Consider the following 24,353-nt stretch of genomic DNA (forward strand, 5'->3'; position numbering starts at 1 on the left):
CGCCTAACCGCAATCCGTAACCGCTCAACGCCAAAGCCATCCCGACAACCGGCAAAGCGATCCCGCAACACGACACTCAGATCCCGGCAAACAGCAATTCGATCCTGGATAACGACAATCGGATCCCGCGTAAGAGCTGTCGATTTCCCTGTTTGTGGGTCACACGCTCCCTGTTACCGGACGAAATCTGCCTGCGGCGGCGCAAGCGTCTCCACGCTAAACGACTGAGAACAGGGCATTTGTTCGCGGGATCAGAAGCAACGGCAGGGCGGACAAACGAATTTGCCTGTTTTTCTGAAACTATCAGGGAATTGGTCGGAGACAGGTTCGGAGGTGACTGCCTCCACCGCCAGATTTTCAGCTTAAGACGTTGATTTGAAACGCTTTCCACGACTCCCTTCGAATTCCGCTTGAGATCAACGGCCTGCCCGGCAACCAGCCATTTGGCCGGCACGACGGCGATGATCTGGCCGCCATAGCCGGTCGCATAGAAGGCGTTCTCCGCCATGTGTCCGCCGGAAGCGTCCACCACATAGGGCCATAGCCCTGCCGCATGGCCTCGTTACGAGGATGCGATCCGATTCAGGGCGTTATTGCGGAAAGGGCGTCACAGGCCCCCTGAGATGGCATTCCAGGTCCTTGATCTCGATCGCGGCGGACGGGCCGCCATCCGCGGCATCAGCGCCCTCCCCGGGCGTTGCGGCGGGCTCAAGGGCCAGGCGTGCAACCGCATCGATGGTGGGGAAGGCGAACACGACGCTCTGACCGAGCGGGATCTCTTGCAGGGCCGCGGCGGATGAAACCTTCAATACGCCGTCTCCCGGCGCTCCCGTGACGGCAAAGGTCAACGACGTCGTCCCCACCGGGCAGGCGACAAAGGCGGGCTGCGTCGCGGAAAGAAAGCGCCCCTCCTGCAGTCCTTTCACTTTGATGTCGCGCGATTGGAAGACCCAAAGATTGTTCCGATAGAACAGTTCGAGGCCGCGCTTTACCTGAACAGGGTCCCAGAGAAGCGTGGCAGGACCTTTCGGCGGCAGCTGATCGTCGCGCGTCGCCAGTATATCCAGCGCGTGGGAAGCGATCTCGACCTTCCACCCGCGAACATAATAGGACTTTATCCAGTCACCCCTGAAACCGATGAAAACACTCGCGGTGAGCGCAACGAAGGCGATCACCGCCGCACGCGTCCGCCAGGAACCCGCCGTTCCATCGCCGATCTTTAGGCCCAGCCAGACAAAGAGTGCGACCGGCAAGAACTTGATATGGGTGGCGTACCACTGTCCAACGCCCCCATCCACCCCATTTTCAAAGCGGAAGAACGAGACAAAAAGAATCGTAACAATGGAATAGGTGATGAGAAGGAGAACGAATACGTCCAATTTACGTGTATCACGGCGGAGGATGCGACGCGAAACATCGGTCACGGCCAACGCCGCCACCATGAGCAAGAGAGCGCCAACGTAAAAATAGACGTCTGGCCGCCCCATTTGCTCAATGAGCGTACTGCCGAGAACGCTGGCAGCCGACATGACCAGGGCGAACTTGATCAGAATGAGCAAACTGAACGAGTCTTCGCTTGGGACGTTTGAAAACAGCGCGCCGTATTTATACACGAGTAAAATGTATAAAATAACGGAGCATAGGAAAGTCGCGAGAGTATAAATCGCATATGAGCGCAGCGGCCTTGACCGAAACATCAAGACGAAACCCACCACACCGACCGCCATGAACCCCGCGGAATACCCGCCCAGGAAGAATATGAAAGCGACAGGTATAAGGAAGAGCGGAAAAACGAAGCCTCGATTGTCGCACACAGCATGGCAGATCGCGAAGATCACCAGGAGCACGAGGAGCGTGCCGACCTGCGCCGCAAGGGCCATACCCCAGAAAACATTATTCGTCGGCGACAAAAGAACGAAGTTACATCCGAACGTAGTGAAATATAAACCTACGAAATCGGACTCCCAGTTTCGGATGACAAACACAACAACGATAATCGCACTTATCACTACAGAAAAGGCAGATATAATAGCTGTAAAATTACCAGATATATTAAATAATACATAATTAAAAAACAATATTAAATTGTACCCCGGAAACAAATGCTCATCGAAAGCCGTCATAAAGCTTCGTACATTCATGCCTCCATCTATGATACCGGCGATAAATGGGATGTGCAAAAAATCCGCCTCATAAAACGCATCGTAAGATACATTCCGTGTATAGATTGCATAAAAGCACAATAAAAGAATGAATACAGAAATGCTAAAAGCTATAAAACTTTTTTCAGCCCGCGACTTCGACAGAAATGAATCTCCTGTTCCATGATCTGATTGGTCAATATTCATCTAAAATATACCCTCAGAAAATGTCGATCCTGCAATGACGCCGATGAGACTGGTTCGCCGGAACGTCCCACGCGCCTACAACACAAACCGGTCGCCATCGGCGAAGCCGCGGATTCCCTGGCCCCTTTCAGGCACAGGACGCCGCTTCCCCGCCTCTCGTGACGGGACATGTCGGAAGGCGCGGGTCATGTCGCTGTCGCCCGGATAGGCGGCTGCGTGAAGCCCTACTCGAGCGGCCCGCGCCGGCGCCTCGCTTGGGCGATGGCATGGCCGGGCGAATGTCGTTCTCCGCCCTGCCGCCCCATATCGGAGCGACGCGCGGAGGACCCAGCGCGGCAGGCCACGCCATCGCAAGACACGAGAAGGAAAGAGGAACGCTGAGAGCATGGGCCGACGGCGAGGCATCCTCCGCACATACCGGGACGCCAGCCCACGGCCACCGCGCCGGGCGGAGAACGGCGGGGGGCGGCGTGCGTCGCGGCCGCCCCCGCCGCGTGTCTCACTTCAGCGAAAGAGCCAGCCCGCTCAGATCGAGGCTGACGATCACGCCCTTCTGCTCGCCGCTGAGTTCCAGCACGGCGCCGTTCTGGTTGGTCAGCACGACCACCTGCGCCCCCTTCACGAAGGCGGCGCCGGCGCCGCCCTGGGCATAGACGCCCGACACATCGGACGCACGCTGGATATTGCGCACCTTGCCGTGCAGGCGCGTCTCGGAAGCGCCGAAGGTGAAGCCATAGCTCAGCCCGCCGACCGAGAGCGGGTATTTCCGGCCCTGGAAGGTCAGCACGCCCTCGCCGGCGGAACCGCCGACGACGAACCCGGCCTTCACGATGCGGATGGTGATGGTGCCGTCCGCGGCGCTGGCCAGCGACATGCCGCCGATGAGCGCGGCCAGAGCGAGCAACCCGACCCGTAGTACCGACAAGAGTTTCATCGGCGATAACCTTCCCTAGTGGAGCAACGTGCCCTGTTGGCACCGTTGAATAACGCTCACTCTGGCGGTTCGTTGCCGGACAATCAACCGCGGAACCGAAGGCCATGACGCGGTGGAGGGGAAGGCGCCTGAAAGGCGACGCCCGGCGTCGCTGCCGCCGGGCGCTTCTTCTCGTCGGGTGCGGGGCGGCTCAGGCCGCGCGCAGGGTGGTCACGAAGCTGCGCACCTCGGTGTTGAGCTGCACCGCCTGGCCGGAGAGCTGTTCGGACAGGCCCTTGAGCTGCACCGAAGCGGCGCCTGTGGTCTCCGCCGCCTCGCCGACACCGTGGATGCTGCCATTGACGACCTGGGCGCCCTCGGCGGCCTGCTGGGTGCTGTAGGCGATTTCGCGTGTCGCCGCCCCCTGCTCCTCGATGGCGGCGGAGATCGCCGCCGACGCGGTGCGGATCTCGTTGATGGTGGTGGCGATCCGCGCGATCGACGCGACGGAGCGGTCCGTCGCGCTCTGGATTTCCGTCACCTTGGCGGAAATCTCCTCGGTCGCCTGCGCGGTCTGGCTGGCGAGGTCCTTCACCTCCTGCGCCACCACGGCGAAGCCCCGGCCGGCCTCGCCGGCGCGGGCGGCCTCGATGGTGGCGTTGAGCGCCAGCAGATTGGTCTGCCCGGCGATGGTGGTGATGAGGTCGATGACCGCGCCGATCTGGCTCGCCGCCTGGGTCAGTTCGGCGATCTCGCTCTGGATGCGGGTCGAATCATTGGAGGCGCCATCGGCGATGCTCGCGGCGCGGACCACCTGATCGGCAATCTCGCGCACCGAGGCGGACATCTCCTCGGTGGAGGCCGCAACCGTCTGCACGCTCGCGGAGGCTTCCGTCGCCGCCTCGCTCACGGCGCGGGCCTGGCGGGTGGTCTGCTCCGCCGCGGCCGAGAGCATGGTCGCGGCCTGCGCCACTTCCGTGGACGAGTTGGTGAACGACTCCGCCAGCCTGCCCATGCGGCTTTCAAAGGTGGCGGCGATCTCCTCCTTCTGCTGGCGCAGCCGCTCGGCCGAGCGCTGCTCCTCGATCGCCGCCTGCGCGCGCAGTTCGGCATTGGCGATCAGCTCCTGCCGGAAGCGCGCCAGCCCCCGCGCCAGCCGCCCCACCTCGTCGCGGCGCTCGGTCTCCCCGACCTCGGTCTCGAAGCGCCCGGAGGTCAGCGCCTCCATCACACCGACGATACGGCCGATGGGGCGCACAATGCCGCGCGTGGCGATGAGGAAGGCGAGCACGAGGCAGAAGAAGATCGCGGCGCCGGTGCCGGCATAGAGTTCAAGCTGGGTGGCGTCGGCCCGCGCGTGCAGTTCCTCCTCGCGCTGGTGCATGTGGTCCTGCAGGGTGGCGACGAGACTGGCCAGCTCCACCCGCACCTTCTCCAGCGCCGGCTCGCACTCCGCCATCATCATCTGGCTCGCGTGGTGCTTCTCGTCGGCGGTCGTCGCCGCGAGCGCCCTCTGGATGGTGGCGGCGCAGGCGTTCTTCACCTGCGCATCGAAGCGGTCCACCAGCGCCTGGATCTCGGCAGCGTGGTCGGGCAACGCCTTTTGCGCCTCGGCCGCAAAGCGATGCAGCTCCTCAAGCCCGTGCGCAAGCTGCGTCTGCGCCTCGCGGCCCTCCTCCGGGCTGGTGGAGGCCAGCGCCTGGAAGATCGAGCGCTCCGACCATACCGCCTGCCGGTTCATCCGCGCCAGCGCCACCGCCGCCCGGGCATCGCCCTCCAGCAGCGCCGTGTAATCGTCCTGCATGTCCGCCATCCGGCGGCCGGCGAACAGCGTACATCCGGTCGAGCAAAGCCCGAGCAGAGCAACGACGAGGGAGATTTTCCCCAGTATGGACCAGTTGGCGAAGCGCATGGCGGCATCTCGTAAGGTTAAGTTGGCCACCACTAGAGGCAGGCTTGCTTGCGCGAGGCTGATGGCACGCCCGAAACCCGCCCCTCAGCGGCGCAGCACGGTGCCCGCCGCCGCCCGCACCGCGCGTGTCAGCCGGCTCAGCGCCCCGGCGTGCAGGCGGGTCACCGTCCAGTACAGCGGCACGGCGCTGCGCCGGCCCGGCACCAGCTCGATGAGGCGGCCGGCGTCGATCTCCGCCTCGACCATCACCACGGGGTGCAGGCCCCAGCCGAGCCCCAGCCGCGTGAGGTCGAGAAAGCCATGGGTGGAGGGCACCCAATGCACCGGGCCGAGCCGTTCCACCCCCAGCGCGGCCTGGGCCCAGCGCGCCTGCAGGAAATCCCGCCGGTCGAAGCGCAAGCAGGGCGCCGCCTCCAGCGCCGTCGCGGTGACACCGTCGGGGAAATGTCGCGCGTAAAAGTCCGGGCTGGCGCAGGCGGCATAGGCCAGCGCGCCGAGCGGGAGCGTCCGGCACCCCGGCACGGGCTCGCGCTCGGCGGTGACAGCGGCCAGCACCTCGCCGCTGCGCAGCCGCGCGGCGGTGTGCGCCTCGTCGTCGAGCGCGATGTCGAGCGTCGCCCGCGTCGCGCGGGCGAAGGCGGCGGCAGCCGTCGGAAACCAGGTGGCGAGACTGTCGGCATTCACCGCCACCGGCACAGTGAGGCGCTCGCCCGCCCCCGCTGCGGGGCCGAGCGCCGGGGCGAGGTCATGCTCCAGCAGCCGCACCCGGTCGAGATGAGCGCACAGCGTGCGCCCGAGCGGGGTCGGCGTCGCCGGCTGGCCGCGGACGATGAGGATGGCGCCGAGCCGTTCCTCCAGCCCGCGCACGCGCTGCGACACCGCCGAGGGCGTGATGCCGAGCGCGGCGGCGGCGCGCTCGAACGTGCCTTCCCGCACCACGGCGGCGACGGCGGCAAGCGAGGGGTAATCCAGCATGATGAAGTTTTGCTTCATCTGGCTTAGCAGAACAAGTTTTACTTGGGCAGGCGCCACGCGTCATCAAGGCGGCATGACACAGCCGCTCGCGCCCGCCCTCCTCCCCTTCGTCACCGGTTTTCTGCTCTCCGCCGCCCTGATCATCGCCATCGGCGCGCAGAACCTGTTCGTGCTGCGCCAGGGGCTGCGGCGCGAACATGTGGGGCCGATCGTCTTGTTCTGCGGCACCGCCGACGCGCTGCTCATCGGCGCGGGCGTCGCCGGGCTCGGCGCCTTTCTCAACGCCCTGCCCCAGCTCGCCACGGCGCTGGCGCTGGGCGGCGCCGGCTTTCTCGGCTGGTATGGGGTGCAGGCGCTGCGGCGCATGGCGGCGACGGACGCGATGGCGGTTGATGCGTCGGCCGGCACCACGCTGGCCCGCGCGCTGCTCGCCACCGCCGGCTTCACGTTGCTCAACCCGCATGTCTATCTCGACACGGTGCTGCTGATGGGCGCGGCCGGCGCCGCCCAGCCGGAGGCGGCGCGCCCGGTCTTCGTCGCCGGCGCGGCGCTGGCGAGCTTTCTCTGGTTCGCGGCGCTCGGCTATGGCGCCAGGCTGCTGCGCCCGCTCTTCGCGCGCCCGGCGGCGTGGCGGGTGCTCGACGCCGGGGTGGGCGTGATCATGCTGGCGCTGGCTGCCTCGCTGGTGGCGCGTGCCCTCTCCGCCCCCGGCTGATCGCCCGCCCGCCGATGCCCGAGGTTGCGGTGCGCCGGCGCTGCGGCGATGGTGGCACGGTTCGTCCCCTCGCCGGAGAAGCTGTTGAGGTTCCGCGTCGCCGCCTTTGTCGTCACCGCCCTGTGCCTGCTGCTGGCGCCGGCACCCGCGGCGCAGGCGCGCCCCCTGCGCATCGTCACCTCGTTTCCTCCCTCGATGATCGAGCTTTACCGCACAGCGTTCCGGGCGGCGCGGCCGGACATCGAGGTCGAATTCGTGCAGCGCAAGACCACCGCCGCCGTGGCGCTGATCACCGGGGGCGAGCGGCTCGATGCCGATCTGTTCTGGGCCTCGGCGCCGGATGCGTTCGAGCTGCTGAAGCTGGAAGGACGGCTCGCCCCGCTCGCCCCGCGCGACACCGGCACCCCGCCGGTGGTGGCGGGCTATCCCGTCAACGATCCCTCCGGCCTTTATCTCGGCTTCGCGCTGTCGGGCTATGGCGTGGTGTGGAACGAAGCCTATCTGGAGCGCCACCGGCTCGGCGTGCCGCAGCGCTGGCGCGATCTCACCGCGCCGGTCTATCACGGCCATATCGGCCTCTCCTCGCCCTCGCGATCCGGCACGACGCATCTGATGGTCGAGGCGCTGCTGCAGTCGCAGGGCTGGGATGAGGGCTGGGCGGTGTGGCGTCAGGTCGGCGGCAATCTCGCCACCGTCACCGCCCGCAGCTTCGGCGTGGCGGCGGGGGTGTCGCGCGGGCGGTTCGGGGTCGGCATCACCATCGATTTCCTGGCGCGGCCGGGCGAGCTCGACGCCGGGCCGGTGCGCTTCAGCTTTCCCGATCAGAAAGTGTTCACCCCCGCCAGCATCGCCCTGCTGAAGGACGCGGTGAACCGCGAGGCGGCGAACGCCTTCGTCGATTTCCTGCTCTCCGTACCCGGCCAGCGCCTGCTGCTCGACCCCCGCATCGACCGCCAGCCGATCCGCCCGGAGTTCTATGCCGAGGGCGCGACCGTCGGGCCCAATCCCTTCGCGCAGAACGACGAGGCCGCGACCTGGAGCTTCGATGCCGGCCGCTCGGCGCAGCGCTATGAGCTGGTCAACATCCTGTTCGACGAGCTGATCACCTTCCCGCTCAGCGACGCCACCGACATCTGGCGCACCGTCTATGAGGTGGAAGCCGCCCTGCTCCCCACGCCGCACACCGAGGCGGCGCGCGAGGTGACGCGGGCGCGGGCGCTGCTGCGGCAGATGCCGTTCGATGAGGCGGAAGCCACGCGCCTCGCCACCGGGGTGAAGCTGGCGCGCGTGCCGCGCGGCCTGCCCGCCGCGCCGGAACAGGCGGCGCTCACCGCCCGCATCCAGCGCTGGGCCGCCGCCAATCTTGCCGAGGCGCGCGCCGCCGCCGAGACGGCCCGGCGCCTGCTGGTGGAGGACGGGCGGCTGCCGGCGCTGCGCGCGGGACGCGGCACGCCATGAGCGGGGAGCGTACCCGTTTCGGCATTGGCGGGCGGCTGCTGCTCGCCTTCATCGGCGTGGGCGGGCTGGCGGTCATCGCCTGCCTCGTCGGCTGGCTGTCCTATGCCCGGCTGTCGTCGGAGCTCGATTCCACCGCGCGCGGCCATGTGCCGGCGCTGGTCTTCGCCGCCCAGCTCTCGCAGGCGGGCGGGCGCCTCACCGCCGCCGCCACCGAACTCGCCACCGCCGAGCGCCGCGACGACCATGACCGCGCCATGGAGCGGGCGAGCGAGCGGCTCGGCGCGCTCGGCCAATTGCTGGAAACCGCGCCGTCGCGCGAAGGCGCGCAGGGCTTCGCCGCGCTGCGCCGGCTGGTGGAAGCGCTCGGCACCACGCTCGACGCGGTGGACGCCGCCGCCCGCCGCCGCTTCGACATCGAGGCCCGCACCCGCGCCATTGTCGAGGAACTGCGCTGGCTGCAGGCCGATCTCGTCGACGAGGTCGAGCCGCTGGTGGAAGACGCGCGCTTCAACATCCACGCCGCCCTCGCCCAGGCGGGGCAGGCGGGCGAGGCCGGGCAGGCGGCGCAGCGCATCCTGCGCGACGAGACCTCCAAGACCGAGGCCATCCTCGCTTTGAGCGCGCAGGCGCATCTCGCCATCGGCCTTCTCGGCCAGGTGGCGAGCGTGCGGGTGACCGAGGACCTGCGCCAGACCGGGCATTTCCTCGGCGAGGCGGTGGACGAACTCGTGGTCGAGGCCAAGCGGCTGCAGGGCTGGGCGGACGCCATCACCGTGCGCCAGATCGTCGGCCGCCTCGCCGCACTGTCGGAAGCGGAAAGCGGCCTGCCGGGGCTGCGCATGGCCGAGATCGCCGCGTCGGAGGAAGGCCAGGCGCGGCTCGCCACCAGCCGCGATCTCGCCGCCGAACTTGGCGGCAGCATCGGCTCCGTGGCGCGGCAGATCGAGACCGAGGCCCGCGCCGCCGCCGCCCGCGCGGCGGAAGCCATCGTCATCGGGCGCGGCCTGCTGCTCGCCATTGCCGGGCTTTCGCTCGGCGTCGCGGTGCTGGTGGGCTGGTTCTATGTCCGGCGCAGCCTCATCGCCCGGCTGGAGCGGCTCACCCTCGCCGCCGGGGCCATCGCCGCCGGCGGCGCGGTGGAACTGCCGGCGGCCAAGGCGCAGGGCTATTTCGGCGCCGACGAGCTGGACGAACTCGCCCGCGCCCTCGTCATCTTCCGCCAGACGCGCGACGAGCTGGTGCAGTCCGCCAAGCTCGCCGCGCTCGGCCAGATGGCGGCGGGCATCGGGCACGAGCTGAACCAGCCGCTCGCCGCCATCCGCTCGCACGCGCATAACGGCGCCGTGCTGCTGAAGCGCGGGCGCGGTGAGGACGCGGCGGAAAGCCTCGCCCGCATCGAAGGGCTCACCGTCCGCATGGCGCAGAGCATCGCCCATCTCAAGCGCTTCGCCCGCCGGCCGGAGCCTACCCTCAGTGCGGTCGATCTGGACCATGTGGTCGAGGGCGCGCTGTCGCTGTTCGCCCAGCGCATTGCCGATGAGCGCATCGAGGTGCTACGGGCGGTGCCGCCGGGGCTGCGGGTCCGCGCCGAGGAGGTGCGGCTCGAACAGGTGCTGGTCAATCTCATCGCCAATGCGATGGACGCGGTTCACGACGCGGCCGCGCGCCGGATCGAGGTCCGCGCCCGCCGCGAGGGAGAGCATGTGAGCATCGAGATCGTCGACAGCGGTACGGGAATCGGGGACGCACAGCGCTCGGACATTTTCGATCCGTTCTTCACCACCAAGCCGCCCGGCTCCGGCCTTGGCCTCGGCCTGTCGCTGTCCTTCAACATCATCCGCGATTTCGGCGGCCGGCTGCTGCTGAAGCAGAGCTCGCCCGCCGGGAGCATCTTCGCCATCGAACTGAGCGAGGCGGCATGAGCGGGGCGCCCGACATCGTGCTGGTGGACGACGACGCCGAGGTCCGCCACGCCTATGGCCAGACGCTGGAACTCGACGGCCTCGCCGTGCTGCCGGCCGCCGGCGCGGCGGCGGCGCTCAAGGCGCTGTCGCCCGGCTTCGAGGGCGTCGTGGTCTCCGATGTACGCATGCCCGGCATGGACGGCTTCGCCTTTCTCGACGCGGTGCGCCGGCTCGACGCCGATATTCCCGTGCTGCTGATCACCGGCCATGGCGATGTGCCGATGGCGCTGCGCGCCCTGCGGGCCGGGGCGTGGGATTTCATCGAGAAGCCGGCGGACCCGGTGCTGCTGGTGGAAACCGTCCGCCGCGCGCTGGAACAGCGCCGGCTGGTGCTGGAAAACCGCGCGCTGCGCGAGGAGGCCGCCCGCGACGACGCGCTGGCGCAGGACGCATGGGCGGCCCGGCTCATCGGCCGTTCCGAGGCGATGCAGCGCCTGCGCCGCACCCTCGCCGTGCTCGCCGACACCCGCACCGATGTGCTGATCTTCGGCGAGACCGGCACCGGCAAGGAGATGGCCGCGCGCGCCCTGCACGATTTCGGCCGCCGCCGCGCCGGGCGCTTCGTCGCGGTGAACTGCGCCGCCATCCCCGAGAACATGATCGAGAGCGAGCTTTTCGGCCATGAGGCCGGCGCCTTCACCGGCGCGCGCGAGCGCCGCATCGGCAAGATCGAGCACGCGCACAAGGGCACGCTGTTCCTCGACGAGATCGAATCCATGCCGCTGGCGGCGCAGACGCGGCTGCTGCGCGCGCTGCAGGAGCGCAGCCTGGAACGGCTGGGCTCGAATGTGGAGATCAAGGTCGATATCCGCGTGATCGCCGCCACCAAGGTGGACCTGCTGGCGCTGGCGGGCGAAGGACGCTTCCGCGAGGATCTGGTCTACCGGCTCAACACGGTCACCGTCCGCCTGCCGCCGCTGCGCGACCGGCGCGAGGACATTCCGGCGCTGTTCCGCCATTTCGTCGAGGCCGTGGCCGCGCGCGACGGCGTGCCGGCCCGCCCGGTGGAGCCGGCCGCGCTTGCTGCGCTGATGCGCCGGCCCTGGCCGGGCAATGTGCGCGAATTGCGCAACGCCGCCGAGCGCCATGTGCTGGGACTGGAGGACGCGGGCGCGCCGGAGGCCTTCCCCCCGCCGCCCGCCCCGATGCCGGCGGGCGGGACGAGCCTCGAAGCGATGATGGACGCCGCCGAGCGCCAGCTCCTCGCGGAGGCGCTGGCCCGCCATGGCGGGCGGGTCGGCCAGTGCGCGGAAGCCCTCGGCATCTCGCGCAAGACGCTCTATCTCAAAATGCGCAAGCACGGGCTGGAGCGCGACGCGGTCGAGGACTGACGCGCCGGCGGCGCGGCGCAGACGGCGCGCGGCGATGTTACCTTCCTGACCCATCCGCCCGGCCGGCGGCGTTACCGCGATGACCCATCCGGGCGCGGCAGAGCGGTGGCCGCGCCCACAAGATCTATGTAGATCAACAACTTAACCAAAAGACGACGTTGTGGCACGCGGGTTGCGGAGAGCCCCGCGCTGCCTTCGGGCTGCCAAACAGACTTTTGGGAGATACGCCATGATCCGTTCCGCCGCCTTCGCGGCCACCCTTGCGCTCGCCTCCTTCGCTGCCGCCCCGGCGGCGCTGGCGCAGTCCGGCAAGGTCACCGTCGTCACCTCCTTCTCCAAGGATGTCACCGACCCGATCAAGGCCGCGTTCGAGAAGGCCAATCCCGGCATTTCGCTCGACGTGCAGAACCGCAACACCAATGCGGGCGTGAAATATCTCGACGAAACCCGTTCCAACCCGCAGGCGGACCTGTTCTGGGCCTCGGCGCCGGACGCCTTCGAGGTGCTCAAATCCAAGCAGCTGCTGCAGAAGTTCACGCCTTCCGCCGAAGGCATCCCCGAGAAGATCGGCGCCTATCCCATCAACGATCCCGAGGGCTATTATTTCGGCTTTGCGGCCTCGGGCTACGGCATCATGTGGAACACCCGCTATGTCGGGGCCAATGAGCTGCCCGAGCCGAAGGAGTGGAACGACCTCGCCGCCGCGCCCTATTACGACCATGTCGCCATTGCTTCGCCCGCACGCTCCGGCACCACGCATCTGACGATCGAGACGATCCTGCAGGGCGAAGGCTGGGATAAGGGCTGGCAGACCATCAAGGACATGGCCGGCAACTTCCAGACCATCACCGAGCGCTCCTTCGGCGTGCCGGAGGCGGTGAATTCCGGCCAGGTCGGCTATGGCATCGTCATCGATTTCTTCGCCTTCTCCGCCCAGGGTTCGGGCTTCCCGGTGAAGTTCGTCTATCCCACCGTCACCACCGTGGTGCCGGCCAATGTCGGCATCGTCGCCAATGCGCCGAACGCCGCCAACGCGCAGAAATTCGTCAACTTCCTGCTTTCGCCCGCCGGCCAGGAAGTGCTGCTGGAACCCAGCATCCGCCGCCTGCCGGTGAACCCGGCCGTCTATGCCAAGGCGCCGGAGGGCTACCCCAACCCGTTCACCGACCCGCGCTTCAAGTCGATGACGATGTTCGATGTCGACAAGTCCGGCCAGCGCACCGCCGTGGTCGACACGCTGTTCGACCAGCTCATCTCCTTCCAGCTGAACGATCTGAAGGCCGTCACCAAGTCGATCCATGAGGTCGAGGCCAAGCTCGCGGCCAAGGACAACCCGCAGGCCCGCGCCCTGATCAAGGAAGCGCGCGCGCTGATCGGCGCCATGCCGGTCAATGAGGAGCAGGCGTCGAGCAAGGAAGTGCTGGCGGCGTTCAGCGGCGGCAAGGAGAAGGGCGCCCGCCAGGCCGAGATCGAGCAGCAATGGGCCGGCTTCGCCAAGGAGCACTACGCCAAGGCGAAGGCCAAGGTCGCGGAAGCCGCCACGCTCGCCAACTGAGCCGCGCCCGACTGAGCTTCCCCGCATAGGACGCGGCGGCGACGCCGCGGCCCCTCCTCCCACGCCCATAGGACGCGGCGACGCCGCGTCCGCTCCTCCCACGCCCATAGGACGCGGCGATGCCGCGTCCTCCTCCCACGCCATAGCTGGAGCGTGTTGCATGTCGCTCGCCTTCACCCAGGCCCCGGCGCGCCGCTGGCGGCTGCCCGGAACCCCCGGCCAGATCGCCCTGGCGCTGGGGCTGACGGCCTTCCTGCTGGCCTTCCTTCTGGTGCCGGTCGGGTCCGTCATCTATGTCGCCTTCACCGAGAAGGGCAGCGGCGGCTTCACCCTGATCAATTTCGTCGACTTCTTCCGCACCGACCTGTTCATGCGGTCGTTCTGGAACTCGTTCTACGTCTCGGCGATGACAGTGGGGCTGGCCTCGCTGTTCGCCCTGCCGCTGGCCTACATCACCACCCGCTTCGAATTTCGCGGCGCGCTGATCATCCAGACGCTCGGCTTCGTGCCGCTGATCATGCCGCCCTTTGTCGGCGCGGTGGCGATGCAGCTGCTATTCGGCCGCAATGGCTCGGTCAACCTGCTGCTGAACGAGTATTTTGGCTTCCGCATCCCCTTCATGGAAGGGCTGAACGGCGTCATCTTCGTCCAGGCCATCCACTATTTCCCCTTCATCCTGATCAACCTCTCGGCGGCGCTGCGCAACATCGACCGCTCGATGGAAGAGGCGGCGCAGAATCTTGGCTCCTCCGGCATGCGGATGTTCCGGCGCATCGTGCTGCCGCTCGCCATGCCGGGCTATGTCGCCGGCGCCTCGCTGGTCTTCGTCAAGGTGTTCGACGACCTCGCCACGCCGCTGCTGCTGAATGTGAAGGACATGCTGGCGCCGCAGGCCTATCTGCGCGTCACCTCCATCGGCATCACCGACCCGATGGGCTATGTCATCGCGGTGGTGCTGATCGTGGTGTCGGTCTTCGCCATGTGGGTGTCGGCACTGGCGCTGCGCGGCCGCGACTACGCCACCACCCAGCGCGGCGGCGGCGGGCTCGCCAAGCGCCGCATGCGCCCGTGGGAGCAGGTGGTCGCCTATGGCGTCGTCGGCCTCATCCTGGCGCTGGTTCTGGCGCCGCATCTCGGCCTGCTGCTCTTGTCCTTCGCCACCATCTGGTCGTTCAGCCCGCTGCCGGACGGCTTCACCCTCGCCCATTACTCCCGGGTGTTCGGGGAAAGCTCGGTCTATATCAAGAACACGCTGATCTACGCCTCCATCGCCGGCGGCATCGACGTGGTGGTCGGCACCGCCATCGCCTATCTGGTGCTGCGCACCAAGCTGATCGGCCGCCACTGGCTGGACTGGGCGGCCACCGCCGCGCTCGCCGTGCCGGGCGTGGTGCTCGGCATCGGTTATCTCCGCACCTTCTACGATATCCGCCTGCCCGACGGCACGCCGCTGGCGACCATGTGGATCGTGCTGGTCATCGCGCTGGCGATCCGCCGCCTGCCCTATGCGCTGCGCGCCTGCTACGCCGCTCTGCAGCAGATTTCCGTCTCGCTGGAAGAGGCGGCGGAAAATCTCGGCGCCACCAAGTCGCGCACCGTGCGGCGCGTCGTGGTGCCGCTGATGACCGGCGGCATTCTCGCCGGCTTCGTCACCAGCTTCGCCACGGCGGCGGTGGAACTCTCCGCCACGCTGATGCTGGTGCAGTCCAACGCCGACGCCCCGCTGGCCTATGGCCTGTATGTGTTCATGCAGTCCGCCGCCGGCCGCGGGCCCGGCGCGGCGCTCGGCGTCATCGCCGTGCTGCTGGTCGCCGCCTGCACGCTGATCTCCCACTACATCATTGATCGCAACCAGAAGACCACGGGGGCCGCCCGATGAACGCTCACGCCATCGACGCCAGCGCCGCGGCCGTCCTCAACACGGCGGCGCTCGACCTGCACATTGAGGGGGTGAACCTCTCCTATGGCAGCAACCATGTGCTGAAGAACGTCACTCTCGACATCAAGCCGGGCGAGTTCTTCGCCTTTCTCGGCCCTTCGGGCTGCGGCAAGACCACGCTTCTGCGCCTCATCGCCGGCTTCAACACCGCCGATACCGGGCGCGTGGTGGTGGGCGGGCGCGACATCAGCACCCTGCCGCCGTGGAAGCGCGATGTCGGGCTGGTGTTCCAGAGCTACGCGCTGTGGCCGCACATGACGGTGGCGAAGAACGTCGCCTTCGGGCTGGAGGAGCGCGGCGTGAAGCGCGCCGAGATCCAGCGCCGGGTGGCGGCGGCGCTTGAGATCGTCGGGCTCGGCCATCTCGCCGAGCGCCGGCCCTCCCAGCTCTCCGGCGGCCAGCAGCAGCGCGTCGCGCTGGCGCGCACCGTGGTCATCGAGCCCAAGGTGCTGCTGCTCGACGAGCCGCTGTCCAATCTCGACGCCAAGATGCGGGTGCAGGTGCGCCGCGAATTGCGCGACCTGCAGCAGCGGCTCGGCCTCACCACCATCTTCGTCACCCATGACCAGGAAGAGGCCAACACGGTCTGCGACCGCATCGCCGTGATGAATGAGGGCGTGGTGCAGCAGGTCGGCACGCCGGTGGAGCTGTATGAGCGCCCGGCCAATCTGTTCGTCGCCACCTTTCTCGGCACGGCGAATGTGCTGGAAGGCAAGGTGGTGGGCACCGGCGCGGACCGCCATTTCGAGACCCTCGGCGGCCTGCGCCTGCCGATCGCTCCCGACGCCGAGGTGCCGGCGGATGCGCGGCTGGTGTTCCGTCCGCAGGTCGCCCGTCTGGCGAGGGAAAAGCCGGCCGGCGCCTGCGCCTTCGAGGGCGCGATAACCCGGCGCGAATTCCTCGGCAGCGTGATCCGCTTCGGCATCGAGGTCGGCGGGCAGGAGATCACCGTCGACGAGGTGTTCCAGCCCGGCCTGCGCGCGCCCTACGAAATCGGTGATCGGGTGTGGGTCGACATACCCGTGGCTTCCGCCCTCTGGCTCGGGCCCGGCACGGCCTGAGCCCTGCGCCTCACCCTTATCGCCGACCGCTTCCCCGCCGCCCCGCACCCGCCGGGCGGCGGTTTCTTTTGGGGCGGCCTCGCCGCTCCCTTTCCCCCACCAAACGGCGGAATCGCGGACCCGAAAATTTGAGTCCGACAACAGGTTGACGATCAGTCTATCAACCTGTCATACCAGACCAAGTGATCAGACGGCGGAACGAATGTTCGCACCCGGAGCCCTGGGCCGGGAGGAAGCGACATAGGCCGGGCCGCCGCCGCGTGTGTTGAGAGGGCAGTGAACATGAAGATTGCGATCGTCGGCTGCGGCGTGGTGGGCTCGTCCTGGTCCCTGGTGTTCGCCCGCGCCGGGCATGAACTCGCCATTTACGACCGCACCCCGGCCGCCGCCGCGGCGGCGCTGGACTTCGTGCGCGCGGCCGACCCCGCCCTCACCGCCCGCTGCCGCATCGCCGACAGCCTCGCCGACGCGCTCGCCGGCGCCGACTATGTGCAGGAAAGCGCGCCGGAGCGGCTGCCGATCAAGCAGGAGCTCTATCGCGAGATGGACGTGCTGGTGGCGCCCACCACCATCATCGGCAGCTCCACCTCCGGCTTCCCGGCCTCCGTCTTCACCGAAGGCCTCGCCAATGCGGCGCGCTGCCTGGTGGCGCACCCGATCAACCCGCCGCACCTCATCCCGCTGGTGGAGCTGATCCCCGCCCCCTGGACCGCGACGGAAACGCTCGATTTCACCCGCAACCTGATGGCCGAGGTCGGCCAGAGCCCGATCACCCTCACCCGCGAGATCAACGGCTTCGTCGTCAACCGCCTGCAGAGCGCGCTGCTGGGCGAGGCCTTCCGGCTGGTCGAGGACGGCATCTGCACCCCGGCCGAGGTCGATGCGGCGGTGGCGGACGGGCTCGGCCTGCGCTGGTGCTTCATGGGCCCCTTCGCCACCATCGATCTCAACGCCGCCAAGGGCGTGTCGGAATACTGCGCCAATCTCGGGCCGATGTATTACGGCCTCGCCAAGGAGCAGGCCGACCCGCGCGAATGGACGCCGGAACTCGTCGCCGCCATCGAGGCGAAGATGCGCGCGCAGGTGCCGGCGGAAGGCCTGCCGGCCCGCCGCAAATGGCGCGACAGCTTCCTCGCCGGCATCGTCGCCGCCAAGCGCGAGATCGCGGGCAAGCTCGGCGCATGAGCGGTTTTGGCACCCCGGCCCATCTGCGCCGCGACCGGCTGTCCGACAAGATCGCCAAGGACATCGAGGCGCGGGTGCTGTCGGGCGAATTGAGCGTCGGCGACACGCTGCCCTCCGAGCGGGAGCTGATGGCGCATTACGGCGTCGGCCGCCCCGCCGTGCGCGAGGCGCTGCTGTGGCTCAGCAAGACCGGGATGCTGTCCGTCTCCAACGGAGACCGCACCCGCGTCACCGAGCCCGACCCGCGCGACATGCTGCAGCTTCTCACCGGCGCGGCGCGCATGCTCGTTGCCCGGCCCGAGGGCATCCGCCAGTTCCAGCACACCCGCATCTTCGTCGAGGTGGCGCTGGCGCGCGAGGCGGTGCGGCTGGCGACCGAGCAGGACATCGCCGAGCTCGACGCGCTGCTGCGCGTCAATGAAGCCAGTGCCGGCGACATTCCGGCGTTTTCCGCCAGCGACGATGCCTTCCACCACCGCATCGCCCGCATCGCCGACGACCCGCTGCTCGACGCGCTCTACCATGTCGTTCTCGAACTGCTGGAAGAACAGCGCCGCTTCTCGCTGAGCCATCCCGACGGCCTTGGCAAGGCGATGGCGGCGCACCGGCACATTTTCGAGGCCATACGCGACCGCGATGCCGACCGGGCGGAAGCGGCGATGCGCGAACACCTCGAAACGGTGATCAAGACCTATTGGGACATGCGCGCCCAGACACCCGACCCCGCCTGAGCGGCACACCCGTCCGCTCCGTCTTTTTGCAAAGGCTCCGACCATGCTTCTCGGCTGCATTGGCGACGACTTCACCGGCTCCAGCGATCTCGCCAACACCCTGTCCAAGCAGGGCATGCGGGTGACGCAATATTCCGGCGTGCCGACGGGCCCGGCCGACGCCGGCGTCGAGGCCGGCGTGGTGGCGCTGAAGTCCCGCAGCATCCCGGCCAAGGACGCCATCGCCCAGTCGCTGGCGGCGCTGGACTGGCTGAAGGCGCAGGGCTGCACGCAGTTCCTGTTCAAATATTGCTCGACCTTCGACAGCACGCCCGAAGGCAATATCGGCCCGGTGGCGGCGGCGCTGGCTGAGGCGCTGGAGGCCCGCAAAGTCGTGGTCTGCCCGGTGTTTCCCGGCGCCGGCCGTACCCTCTATCAGGGCCATCTCTTCGTGCAGGACCGGCTGCTCAATGAGAGCGGCATGGAGCATCACCCGCTCAACCCGATGACGGATGCCGATATCCGCCGCTTTCTGGCGCGGCAGACCGAGATGAAGGTCGGCCATGTCGGCTTCGCCGCCGTGCGCCAGGGGGCGGACGCCATCGCGCAAGCGCTCACCCGCGCAGATGCGGAAGGCGCGCGGCTGATCGTGGTCGATGCGCTGTCCGATGCCGATCTGATGGAGATCGGCGCCGCGCTGGACGGCGCCCCGCTCGTCACCGGCGGGTCCGGCATCGCCATGGGCCTGCCGGCGAATTTCCGCCGCAAGGGCCTGCTCTCCGGTGCGGCCGGCAGCTGGCAGGGGGTGGAAGGCCCGTGCGTCGTGCTCTCCGGCTCCTGCTCCACCGCCACGCGCGGCCAGGTCGCCCGCCACCGCGAGGCCGGCCTGCCGCTGTTCGAGATCAATGCCGACGACGCCGTGGCCGGGCGGCTCGACGCCCAGGAGATCGCCGCCTGGGCGCTGGCGCAGGACGCACGCCCGCTCGTCTTCTCCTCGGCCGATCCGGACGAGGTGCGGCGCGCCCAGAACACCCATGGCCGCGAAACTGTCGCGGCGGCCATCGAGACGCTCTTCGCCGCCATCGCCCGAGCCCTGGTCGCGGGCGGCGTGGGGCGTCTCGTCGTGGCCGGGGGCGAGACCTCGGGCGCCGTGGTCGAAGGGCTGGACCTGACCTCGCTGGAGATCGGGCCGGAAATCGCCCCCGGCGCGCCCGCCTTGCGCACGGTTCCCGCCGGCGGCCAGCCGCTGGCGCTGGCGCTCAAATCAGGAAATTTCGGCGGCGTGGATTTCTTCGCCGAGGCCGACGCCGTTCTGCGCGGCCATTGACGCCGCCGCCGGCGCAGAAGGGCGCGGGCGGCACAATCATAAGATCAAAAGGAGGACGTGACTTGTTGAACACCACCGTGAAGATGCTGAAGCTGGCGGTCTTCTCCGCCGCTTCCGCCCTCGCCCTTGCGGCCGCGCCGGCGCCCGCCCTCGCCCAGGACGTGCTGAACCTCAAGCTCGGCCACATCCAGTCCGAGCAGGATCTGTGGCATCTCGGCGCGCAGAAGTTCAAGGAAGAGCTGGAAAAGCGCTCCAACGGCACCATCACCCTCACCATCTACCCGAACTCGACGCTCGGCGGCGACCGCGACCTCGTCGAGGGCATGCAGATGGGCACGGTCGATTTCGGCCTCATCGCCGGCGTGCTCGGCAATTTCGCGCCGTCGATCCAGCTGCTGGAACTGCCCTATCTGTTCAAGTCGCAGGACGAGTTCAACAAGGTGGTGAAGGGCAAGATCGGCGAGGAGATCGCCGGCAATGTGCTCTCCAGCGCCAATGTCCGCATCCTCGACTGGTGGGAGCGCGGCTCGCGGCAGGTGACGGCGAACAAGCCGATCAACGGGCTTGACGACCTCAAGGGCCTGAAGATCCGCGTGCCGGAAATTCCCGCCATGGTCACCACCTGGCGCGCCATCGGCGCCAACCCGACCCCCATGGCGTGGAGCGAGGTCTATACCGGCCTCGAACAGCGCGTCATCGAGGCGCAGGAAAACCCGATCCCCTTCATCTATGGCGGGCGCATCAACGAGGTGCAGTCGAACCTCGCCTTCACCAACCACAAATATGAATATGTGACGCTGGTCATCAGCGACATGCGCTGGAACCAGCTCACCCCCGAGCAGCAGAAGATCGTCGCCGAGGCGGCCGATGCGGCCACGGCTTATGAGAACGAGCTGGTCCGCACCAAGACCGACGAGATGCTGAAGAAGATGGAGGCCGCCGGCCTCAAGGTCACCCATCCCGACACCGCGCCCATCGCCGCCGCCGCGCAGTCCGCGCACGACGCCTTCGGCGCGAAGGTCAACCCGGACCTCTACAACCGCATCAAGCAGGAACTCGGGCGGTAGCACACCGCCTGCGCGGCCCGCGCCCGCCCGCCCCGGAACGGCGATCGACGCTGTTCCGGGGCGTGGCGACAGGCGCGCCGCCTGAGGGAGACATGAGCTTGGACAAGCTGGATCGGCTGATACACCACTTCCTTCTCTGGGCCATCGCCGCGCTGATGTTCGCCATGATGGGCGTCACCTTCGCCCAGGTGGTCTCGCGCTACGCCCTGGCAAATTCGCTCAGCTGGTCCGAGGAACTCGGCCGCTACATCTTCGTCTGGATCACCTTCCTCGGCATGGCCGCGGCGTTCCAGTCGAAGGCGCATATCGCGCTCGACTTCCTGCTGACGCTGCTGCCGGCCAAGCCCTCGCGCGCGCTCAACGTGTTCAACGCCTTCCTCGTCGCGCTGGTCGGCGTAGCGCTGATGGTGGGCGGCGGCTCGCTCATCAAGTTCGGGCTGAACCAGCGCAGCGCCGCCCTCGGCCTGCCCATGTACTACGTCTACTCGGTGATCCCGTTCAGCGGCGCCGCCCTGTTCTATTTCGCCCTGCGCGCCGCCTGGCAGCGCGCCACCGCGCGTGAGGTCACGCCATGATCGCCTTCCTCCTCTTCGGCGGCTTCGCGCTGTTCCTCATTCTCGGCGTGCCGGTCGCCTTCGGCATCGCCCTCACCTCGCTGGGGGCCATCCTCTACCAGGGCTACCCGATGGCGCTGTTCGGCCAGCGGCTGTTCACCTCGGTGGATTCCTTCCCGCTGATGGCGATCCCGCTGTTCATGCTGGCCGGCTCGCTCATGGGCCATGGCGGCATCACACGGCGCATCATCAATCTGGCGCTGGCGCTGGTCGGCAATATCCGGGGCAGCCTCGCCCATGTCGTCACGACAAGCGGCGTCATCATGGGCGGCGTCTCCGGCTCCGGCGTGGCGGATGTCGCCGCGCTGGGCTCGGTGATGATCCCGGAGATGAAGAAGCGCAATTACGACGCCGGCTTCTCCGCCGCGCTCGTCGCCTCCTCCGGCAGCCTGGCGCTGATCCTGCCGCCGAGCATCGCCATCATCATCTATGGCGTGTCCAACCAGGCCTCAATCGGCGACCTGTTCCTCGCCGCCATCGCGCCCGGCATCCTTATCGGGCTCGGCTTCGCGCTCTATTCCTATGTCTATGCGGTGCGGCACGGCTATCCCACGGAAGGCCGGGTGAGCGGCGCGGAGAAGTGGCAGCGCTTCAAGGAGGCAAGCTGGGCGCTGATGATGCCGGTCATCATCATCGGCGGCATCCGCATGGGCGTGTTCACGCCCACCGAGGGCGGCGCGGTGGTGGCGGTCTATGCCTTCCTGGTCGGGCTGTTCGTCTACAAGGAATTCACCCTCGCCGACATTCCGAAGATCTGCATGGAAGCGGCCATCGCCACGGCGGTGATCGCCGCCATCATCGCCGCCACCTCGCTGTTCGGCTGGCTGCTCACCAATGCCCGCCTGCCGCAGACCATTGCCGGCGCCATTCTCGGGCTCACCGAGAACAAGATCCTGCTGCTGCTGCTGATCAACCTCATGCTGCTCGTGGTCGGCATGTTCCTCGACAGCGGCCCGGCGATCCTGTTGATGACGCCGATCCTCGGCCCGGTGGCGGCGCATATGGGGGTGGACCCGGTGCAGTTCGGCCTGATCATGGTGATCAACCTCACCATCGGCCTGCTGACGCCCCCGGTGGGCACGGCGCTCTACCTCGCCAGCAGCATTTCCGGCGTGCCGGTCATGAAGCTCTCGCGCGCCATGCTGCCCTTCATCGGCATCATGCTGGCGGTACTGGCGCTCGTCACCTATGTGCCCGGCTTCACCAGCTGGGCGCTGACCAAGTAAGTTGCGGCGGCCGGCGCCCCTGCGGTGCCGGTCTCTCCGATCCCGCTACATGGAGACGGAACGATGAGCTTGAATGAGCGGGCCGAGCTTCTGTGCACCCTGTGCAAGAGCCTGTTCGACCGGGGCTACAGCGTCGGCGGCGCCGGCAATGTGTCGGTGCGGCTGGAGCAAGGCGGCTTCCTCGTCACCCCCACCGGCGGCAGCCTGGGGCGGCTCTCGCCGGACGCGCTGGCGCGGATCGATGGCGAGGGCCGGCCGGTGCCGGGACCGAAGCCGTCAAAGGAATTCGCCTTCCATCTCGCTCTGTTCGAGACGCGGCCGGAGGTGGGGGCGATCGTGCATCTGCACTCCACCTATCTGACCGCCCTGTCCTGCCTCGAAGACCTGCCGACCGACAACGCCCTGCGCCCCTTCACGCCCTATTATGTGATGCGCGCCGGCTATATGCCGGTCATTCCCTATTACCCCCCCGGCGCGCCGGAAATCGCCCGCGACCTCGCGGTGGCGGCGAAGGCGCACCCGGTCAACGCCTTCCTGCTCGCCTCCCATGGTGTGGTGGTGCTGGGCAAGGATCTGGAAGACGCGGTCAACAATGCCGAGGAGCTGGAAGAGACCGCGCGGCTCGCCTTCCTCCTGCGCGGCGAGAAGATCCGCTACCTCAGCGAAGCCGAGATCGCCGAACTGCGCGCCATGGGACGCTGAGGCAGGACGCCTGACATGGGCGCTCGTGGCACGAACTGAGCCGGCAAAGCTCCCGCCCGCCGCGTCCGCAAAGGCGCGGCTCGGCCGCCACGGCAGGGCGGGATTTTCAGCCCGTTAATAAATATGCTAGGCCATTGGGCGTGAAACGAGTGAAAACACGACCCGCCCCGGCCTCGACGCCGCTCACCGTCGCCAGCCTCGCGCTGCTGGCGGGCGGCATGCTCGTGGCGGCGGTCCCGGCCTCAGCCGCGACCAATCCGGGCGCGACCAAGAAGAACGCCCCCTTGCGCACCGTGCGCGTGGTGGCGGCCACGCTCGCCCGCGTCGTGCCGCCGCCGGTTCTGGCGCCGGTGCCGCGCTGCCCGGCCGATCTCGTCGCCCCTTCCTACAGTGCGTGGATCACCGACCCCGCGCGCGGCGCGCTCACCGGCGAGCGGCTGGTGGTGCACACGGAGGCGGTGGCCCTTGTCTCCGTGACGCCGAGCGAAACCGCGCCGGCCACGACCGCGCCCAGCGAACCCGCCGCGCCTCTGGCGTCGGCCGCCGCGCCTCCGGCGTCGGCCGCCGCGCCCAGCGAACCCGCGTCGGCCACCGCCCCGGCTGAACCCGTCGCGCCCGCTGCCGCGCCCCCCGTCATTCCCGTGCCGCCCAAGCGCCTGGCGGAAAAGCGCGCCATCGTGCTTGCCTCGCTGGTGCCGCTGCCGCCGAGCCGACCGAGCGACGCGCTCGCCTTCGCCGCGCCGCCATCGGCCGACGCTCCCGCCTTCCCGGCCGCCGAGGCCAAGACGGCCGCGTCCGCCAAGGTGCCGGCCGAAGCGGTGGCCGAGGCGGAGGTGGAGCCGCTGCCGGAGGGGGAGGACGCCGCGCGCCCCATTGACGACGCGCCCGAGCCGGTGGCGACCCGCGCCACCGCCGACCGCGCGCCCGAGGCCATCGAGGCGCTGCTGGAGCGCCACGCCCAGCGCTTCGACGTGCCGGTGTGGCTGGTGCGCCGCGTCGCCTGGCGCGAGAGCAAGTTCGAGCCGAGCCGCCGCAACGGCCCCTATTGGGGGCTGATGCAGATTCGCGTCGACACCGCCCGTGCCCTCGGCTTCCGTGGCGCGCCGAAGGACCTGCTCGACGCCGACACCAACCTCACCTACGCCGTCGCCTATCTCGCCAATGCCTACCGGGTGGCCGGGCGCGACGAGAAGCGGGCGGTGATGCTCTATGCGCGCGGCTATTATTACGAGGCCAAGCGCAAGAAGATGCTGGATTCGCTGATCCGCACCGCCAGCGCCACGCCCGCCCAGACCGGCGACGCCGCCGCTTCCGACGCCGCTGCCGCGCCCTGAACGCCGCGGCGGCCCGG

Annotated in this window: 20 protein-coding genes; 15 read left to right on the forward strand and 5 right to left on the reverse strand. The window is 68.3% G+C overall.

The window, feature by feature from the left end; translation table 11 throughout:
- Positions 1 to 76: 76 nt before the first annotated feature.
- The 5 genes from K9D25_RS03960 to K9D25_RS03980 form a co-directional block, all read right to left on the reverse strand.
- Positions 77 to 508: a hypothetical protein gene (locus K9D25_RS03960; RefSeq protein ID WP_244379444.1), complete on the reverse strand. Its 432-nt coding sequence runs from the start codon at positions 506 to 508 to the stop codon at positions 77 to 79.
- An 82-nt stretch (positions 509 to 590) separates the two neighbouring features.
- Entirely contained in the window at positions 591 to 2,348 is a 1,758-nt protein-coding gene (locus K9D25_RS03965; protein WP_244379446.1) for a hypothetical protein, read from the reverse strand.
- A 499-nt stretch (positions 2,349 to 2,847) separates the two neighbouring features.
- On the reverse strand, positions 2,848 to 3,282 hold the full coding sequence (locus tag K9D25_RS03970) for a hypothetical protein (protein WP_244379448.1): 435 nt from the start codon (positions 3,280 to 3,282) through the stop codon (positions 2,848 to 2,850).
- A gap of 190 nt (positions 3,283 to 3,472) precedes the next feature.
- On the reverse strand, positions 3,473 to 5,173 hold the full coding sequence (locus tag K9D25_RS03975) for a methyl-accepting chemotaxis protein (protein WP_244379450.1): 1,701 nt from the start codon (positions 5,171 to 5,173) through the stop codon (positions 3,473 to 3,475).
- Between the two features lie 84 nt (positions 5,174 to 5,257).
- A complete protein-coding gene (locus K9D25_RS03980) occupies positions 5,258 to 6,148 on the reverse strand; it encodes a LysR family transcriptional regulator ArgP (RefSeq protein WP_244450788.1) in 891 nt (296 codons plus the stop codon).
- Between the two features lie 73 nt (positions 6,149 to 6,221).
- Between K9D25_RS03980 and K9D25_RS03985 the strand changes: the two genes are divergently transcribed.
- The 15 genes from K9D25_RS03985 to K9D25_RS25040 all read left to right on the forward strand — a co-directional run bounded on the left by K9D25_RS03985 (position 6,222) and on the right by K9D25_RS25040 (position 24,336).
- A complete protein-coding gene (locus tag K9D25_RS03985) occupies positions 6,222 to 6,863 on the forward strand; it encodes a LysE/ArgO family amino acid transporter (RefSeq protein WP_244379451.1) in 642 nt (213 codons plus the stop codon).
- Between the two features lie 84 nt (positions 6,864 to 6,947).
- A complete protein-coding gene (locus K9D25_RS03990; protein WP_244379453.1) occupies positions 6,948 to 8,321 on the forward strand; it encodes an ABC transporter substrate-binding protein in 1,374 nt (457 codons plus the stop codon).
- Positions 8,318 to 10,243 carry an ATP-binding protein gene (locus tag K9D25_RS03995; protein ID WP_244379454.1) on the forward strand — a complete coding sequence of 642 codons (1,926 nt, stop codon included), beginning with the start codon at positions 8,318 to 8,320 and terminating at the stop codon, positions 10,241 to 10,243. The genes K9D25_RS03990 and K9D25_RS03995 overlap by 4 nt, the downstream gene beginning before the upstream one ends.
- On the forward strand, positions 10,240 to 11,616 hold the full coding sequence (locus K9D25_RS04000) for a sigma-54-dependent transcriptional regulator (protein ID WP_244379456.1): 1,377 nt from the start codon (positions 10,240 to 10,242) through the stop codon (positions 11,614 to 11,616). Before K9D25_RS03995 ends, K9D25_RS04000 begins: the two co-directional genes overlap by 4 nt.
- Positions 11,617 to 11,845: 229 nt before the next feature.
- Positions 11,846 to 13,171 carry an ABC transporter substrate-binding protein gene (locus K9D25_RS04005; RefSeq protein ID WP_244379458.1) on the forward strand — a complete coding sequence of 442 codons (1,326 nt, stop codon included), beginning with the start codon at positions 11,846 to 11,848 and terminating at the stop codon, positions 13,169 to 13,171.
- A gap of 160 nt (positions 13,172 to 13,331) precedes the next feature.
- Entirely contained in the window at positions 13,332 to 15,050 is a 1,719-nt protein-coding gene (locus K9D25_RS04010; protein WP_244379459.1) for an ABC transporter permease, read from the forward strand.
- Positions 15,047 to 16,171 carry an ABC transporter ATP-binding protein gene (locus K9D25_RS04015; RefSeq protein WP_244379464.1) on the forward strand — a complete coding sequence of 375 codons (1,125 nt, stop codon included), beginning with the start codon at positions 15,047 to 15,049 and terminating at the stop codon, positions 16,169 to 16,171. Before K9D25_RS04010 ends, K9D25_RS04015 begins: the two co-directional genes overlap by 4 nt.
- A gap of 282 nt (positions 16,172 to 16,453) precedes the next feature.
- Entirely contained in the window at positions 16,454 to 17,356 is a 903-nt protein-coding gene (locus K9D25_RS04020; RefSeq protein ID WP_244379473.1) for a 3-hydroxyacyl-CoA dehydrogenase, read from the forward strand.
- Positions 17,353 to 18,087 carry an FCD domain-containing protein gene (locus K9D25_RS04025; protein WP_244379474.1) on the forward strand — a complete coding sequence of 245 codons (735 nt, stop codon included), beginning with the start codon at positions 17,353 to 17,355 and terminating at the stop codon, positions 18,085 to 18,087. Before K9D25_RS04020 ends, K9D25_RS04025 begins: the two co-directional genes overlap by 4 nt.
- Positions 18,088 to 18,130: 43 nt before the next feature.
- Positions 18,131 to 19,393, forward strand: a complete 1,263-nt coding sequence (gene otnK / locus K9D25_RS04030; RefSeq protein WP_244379476.1) for a 3-oxo-tetronate kinase — start codon at positions 18,131 to 18,133, stop codon at positions 19,391 to 19,393.
- A 62-nt stretch (positions 19,394 to 19,455) separates the two neighbouring features.
- A complete protein-coding gene (locus tag K9D25_RS04035; protein WP_244379478.1) occupies positions 19,456 to 20,460 on the forward strand; it encodes a TRAP transporter substrate-binding protein in 1,005 nt (334 codons plus the stop codon).
- 92 nt (positions 20,461 to 20,552) lie between these two features.
- Positions 20,553 to 21,035: a TRAP transporter small permease gene (locus K9D25_RS04040; RefSeq protein WP_244379480.1), complete on the forward strand. Its 483-nt coding sequence runs from the start codon at positions 20,553 to 20,555 to the stop codon at positions 21,033 to 21,035.
- Complete coding sequence (locus K9D25_RS04045; protein ID WP_244379485.1) at positions 21,032 to 22,300, forward strand: TRAP transporter large permease; 1,269 nt, start codon at positions 21,032 to 21,034, stop codon at positions 22,298 to 22,300. Before K9D25_RS04040 ends, K9D25_RS04045 begins: the two co-directional genes overlap by 4 nt.
- A gap of 63 nt (positions 22,301 to 22,363) precedes the next feature.
- A complete protein-coding gene (locus K9D25_RS04050; protein ID WP_244379487.1) occupies positions 22,364 to 23,002 on the forward strand; it encodes an aldolase in 639 nt (212 codons plus the stop codon).
- A gap of 149 nt (positions 23,003 to 23,151) precedes the next feature.
- The gene (locus tag K9D25_RS25040) at positions 23,152 to 24,336 is read left to right on the forward strand and encodes a lytic transglycosylase domain-containing protein (protein WP_244379488.1); all 1,185 of its coding nucleotides are present in this window, start codon (positions 23,152 to 23,154) and stop codon (positions 24,334 to 24,336) included.
- Positions 24,337 to 24,353: the final 17 nt, after the last annotated feature.

It is taken from the genome of Ancylobacter polymorphus (assembly GCF_022836935.1).
Taxonomy (GTDB): Bacteria; Pseudomonadota; Alphaproteobacteria; order Rhizobiales; family Xanthobacteraceae; genus Ancylobacter; species Ancylobacter polymorphus_A.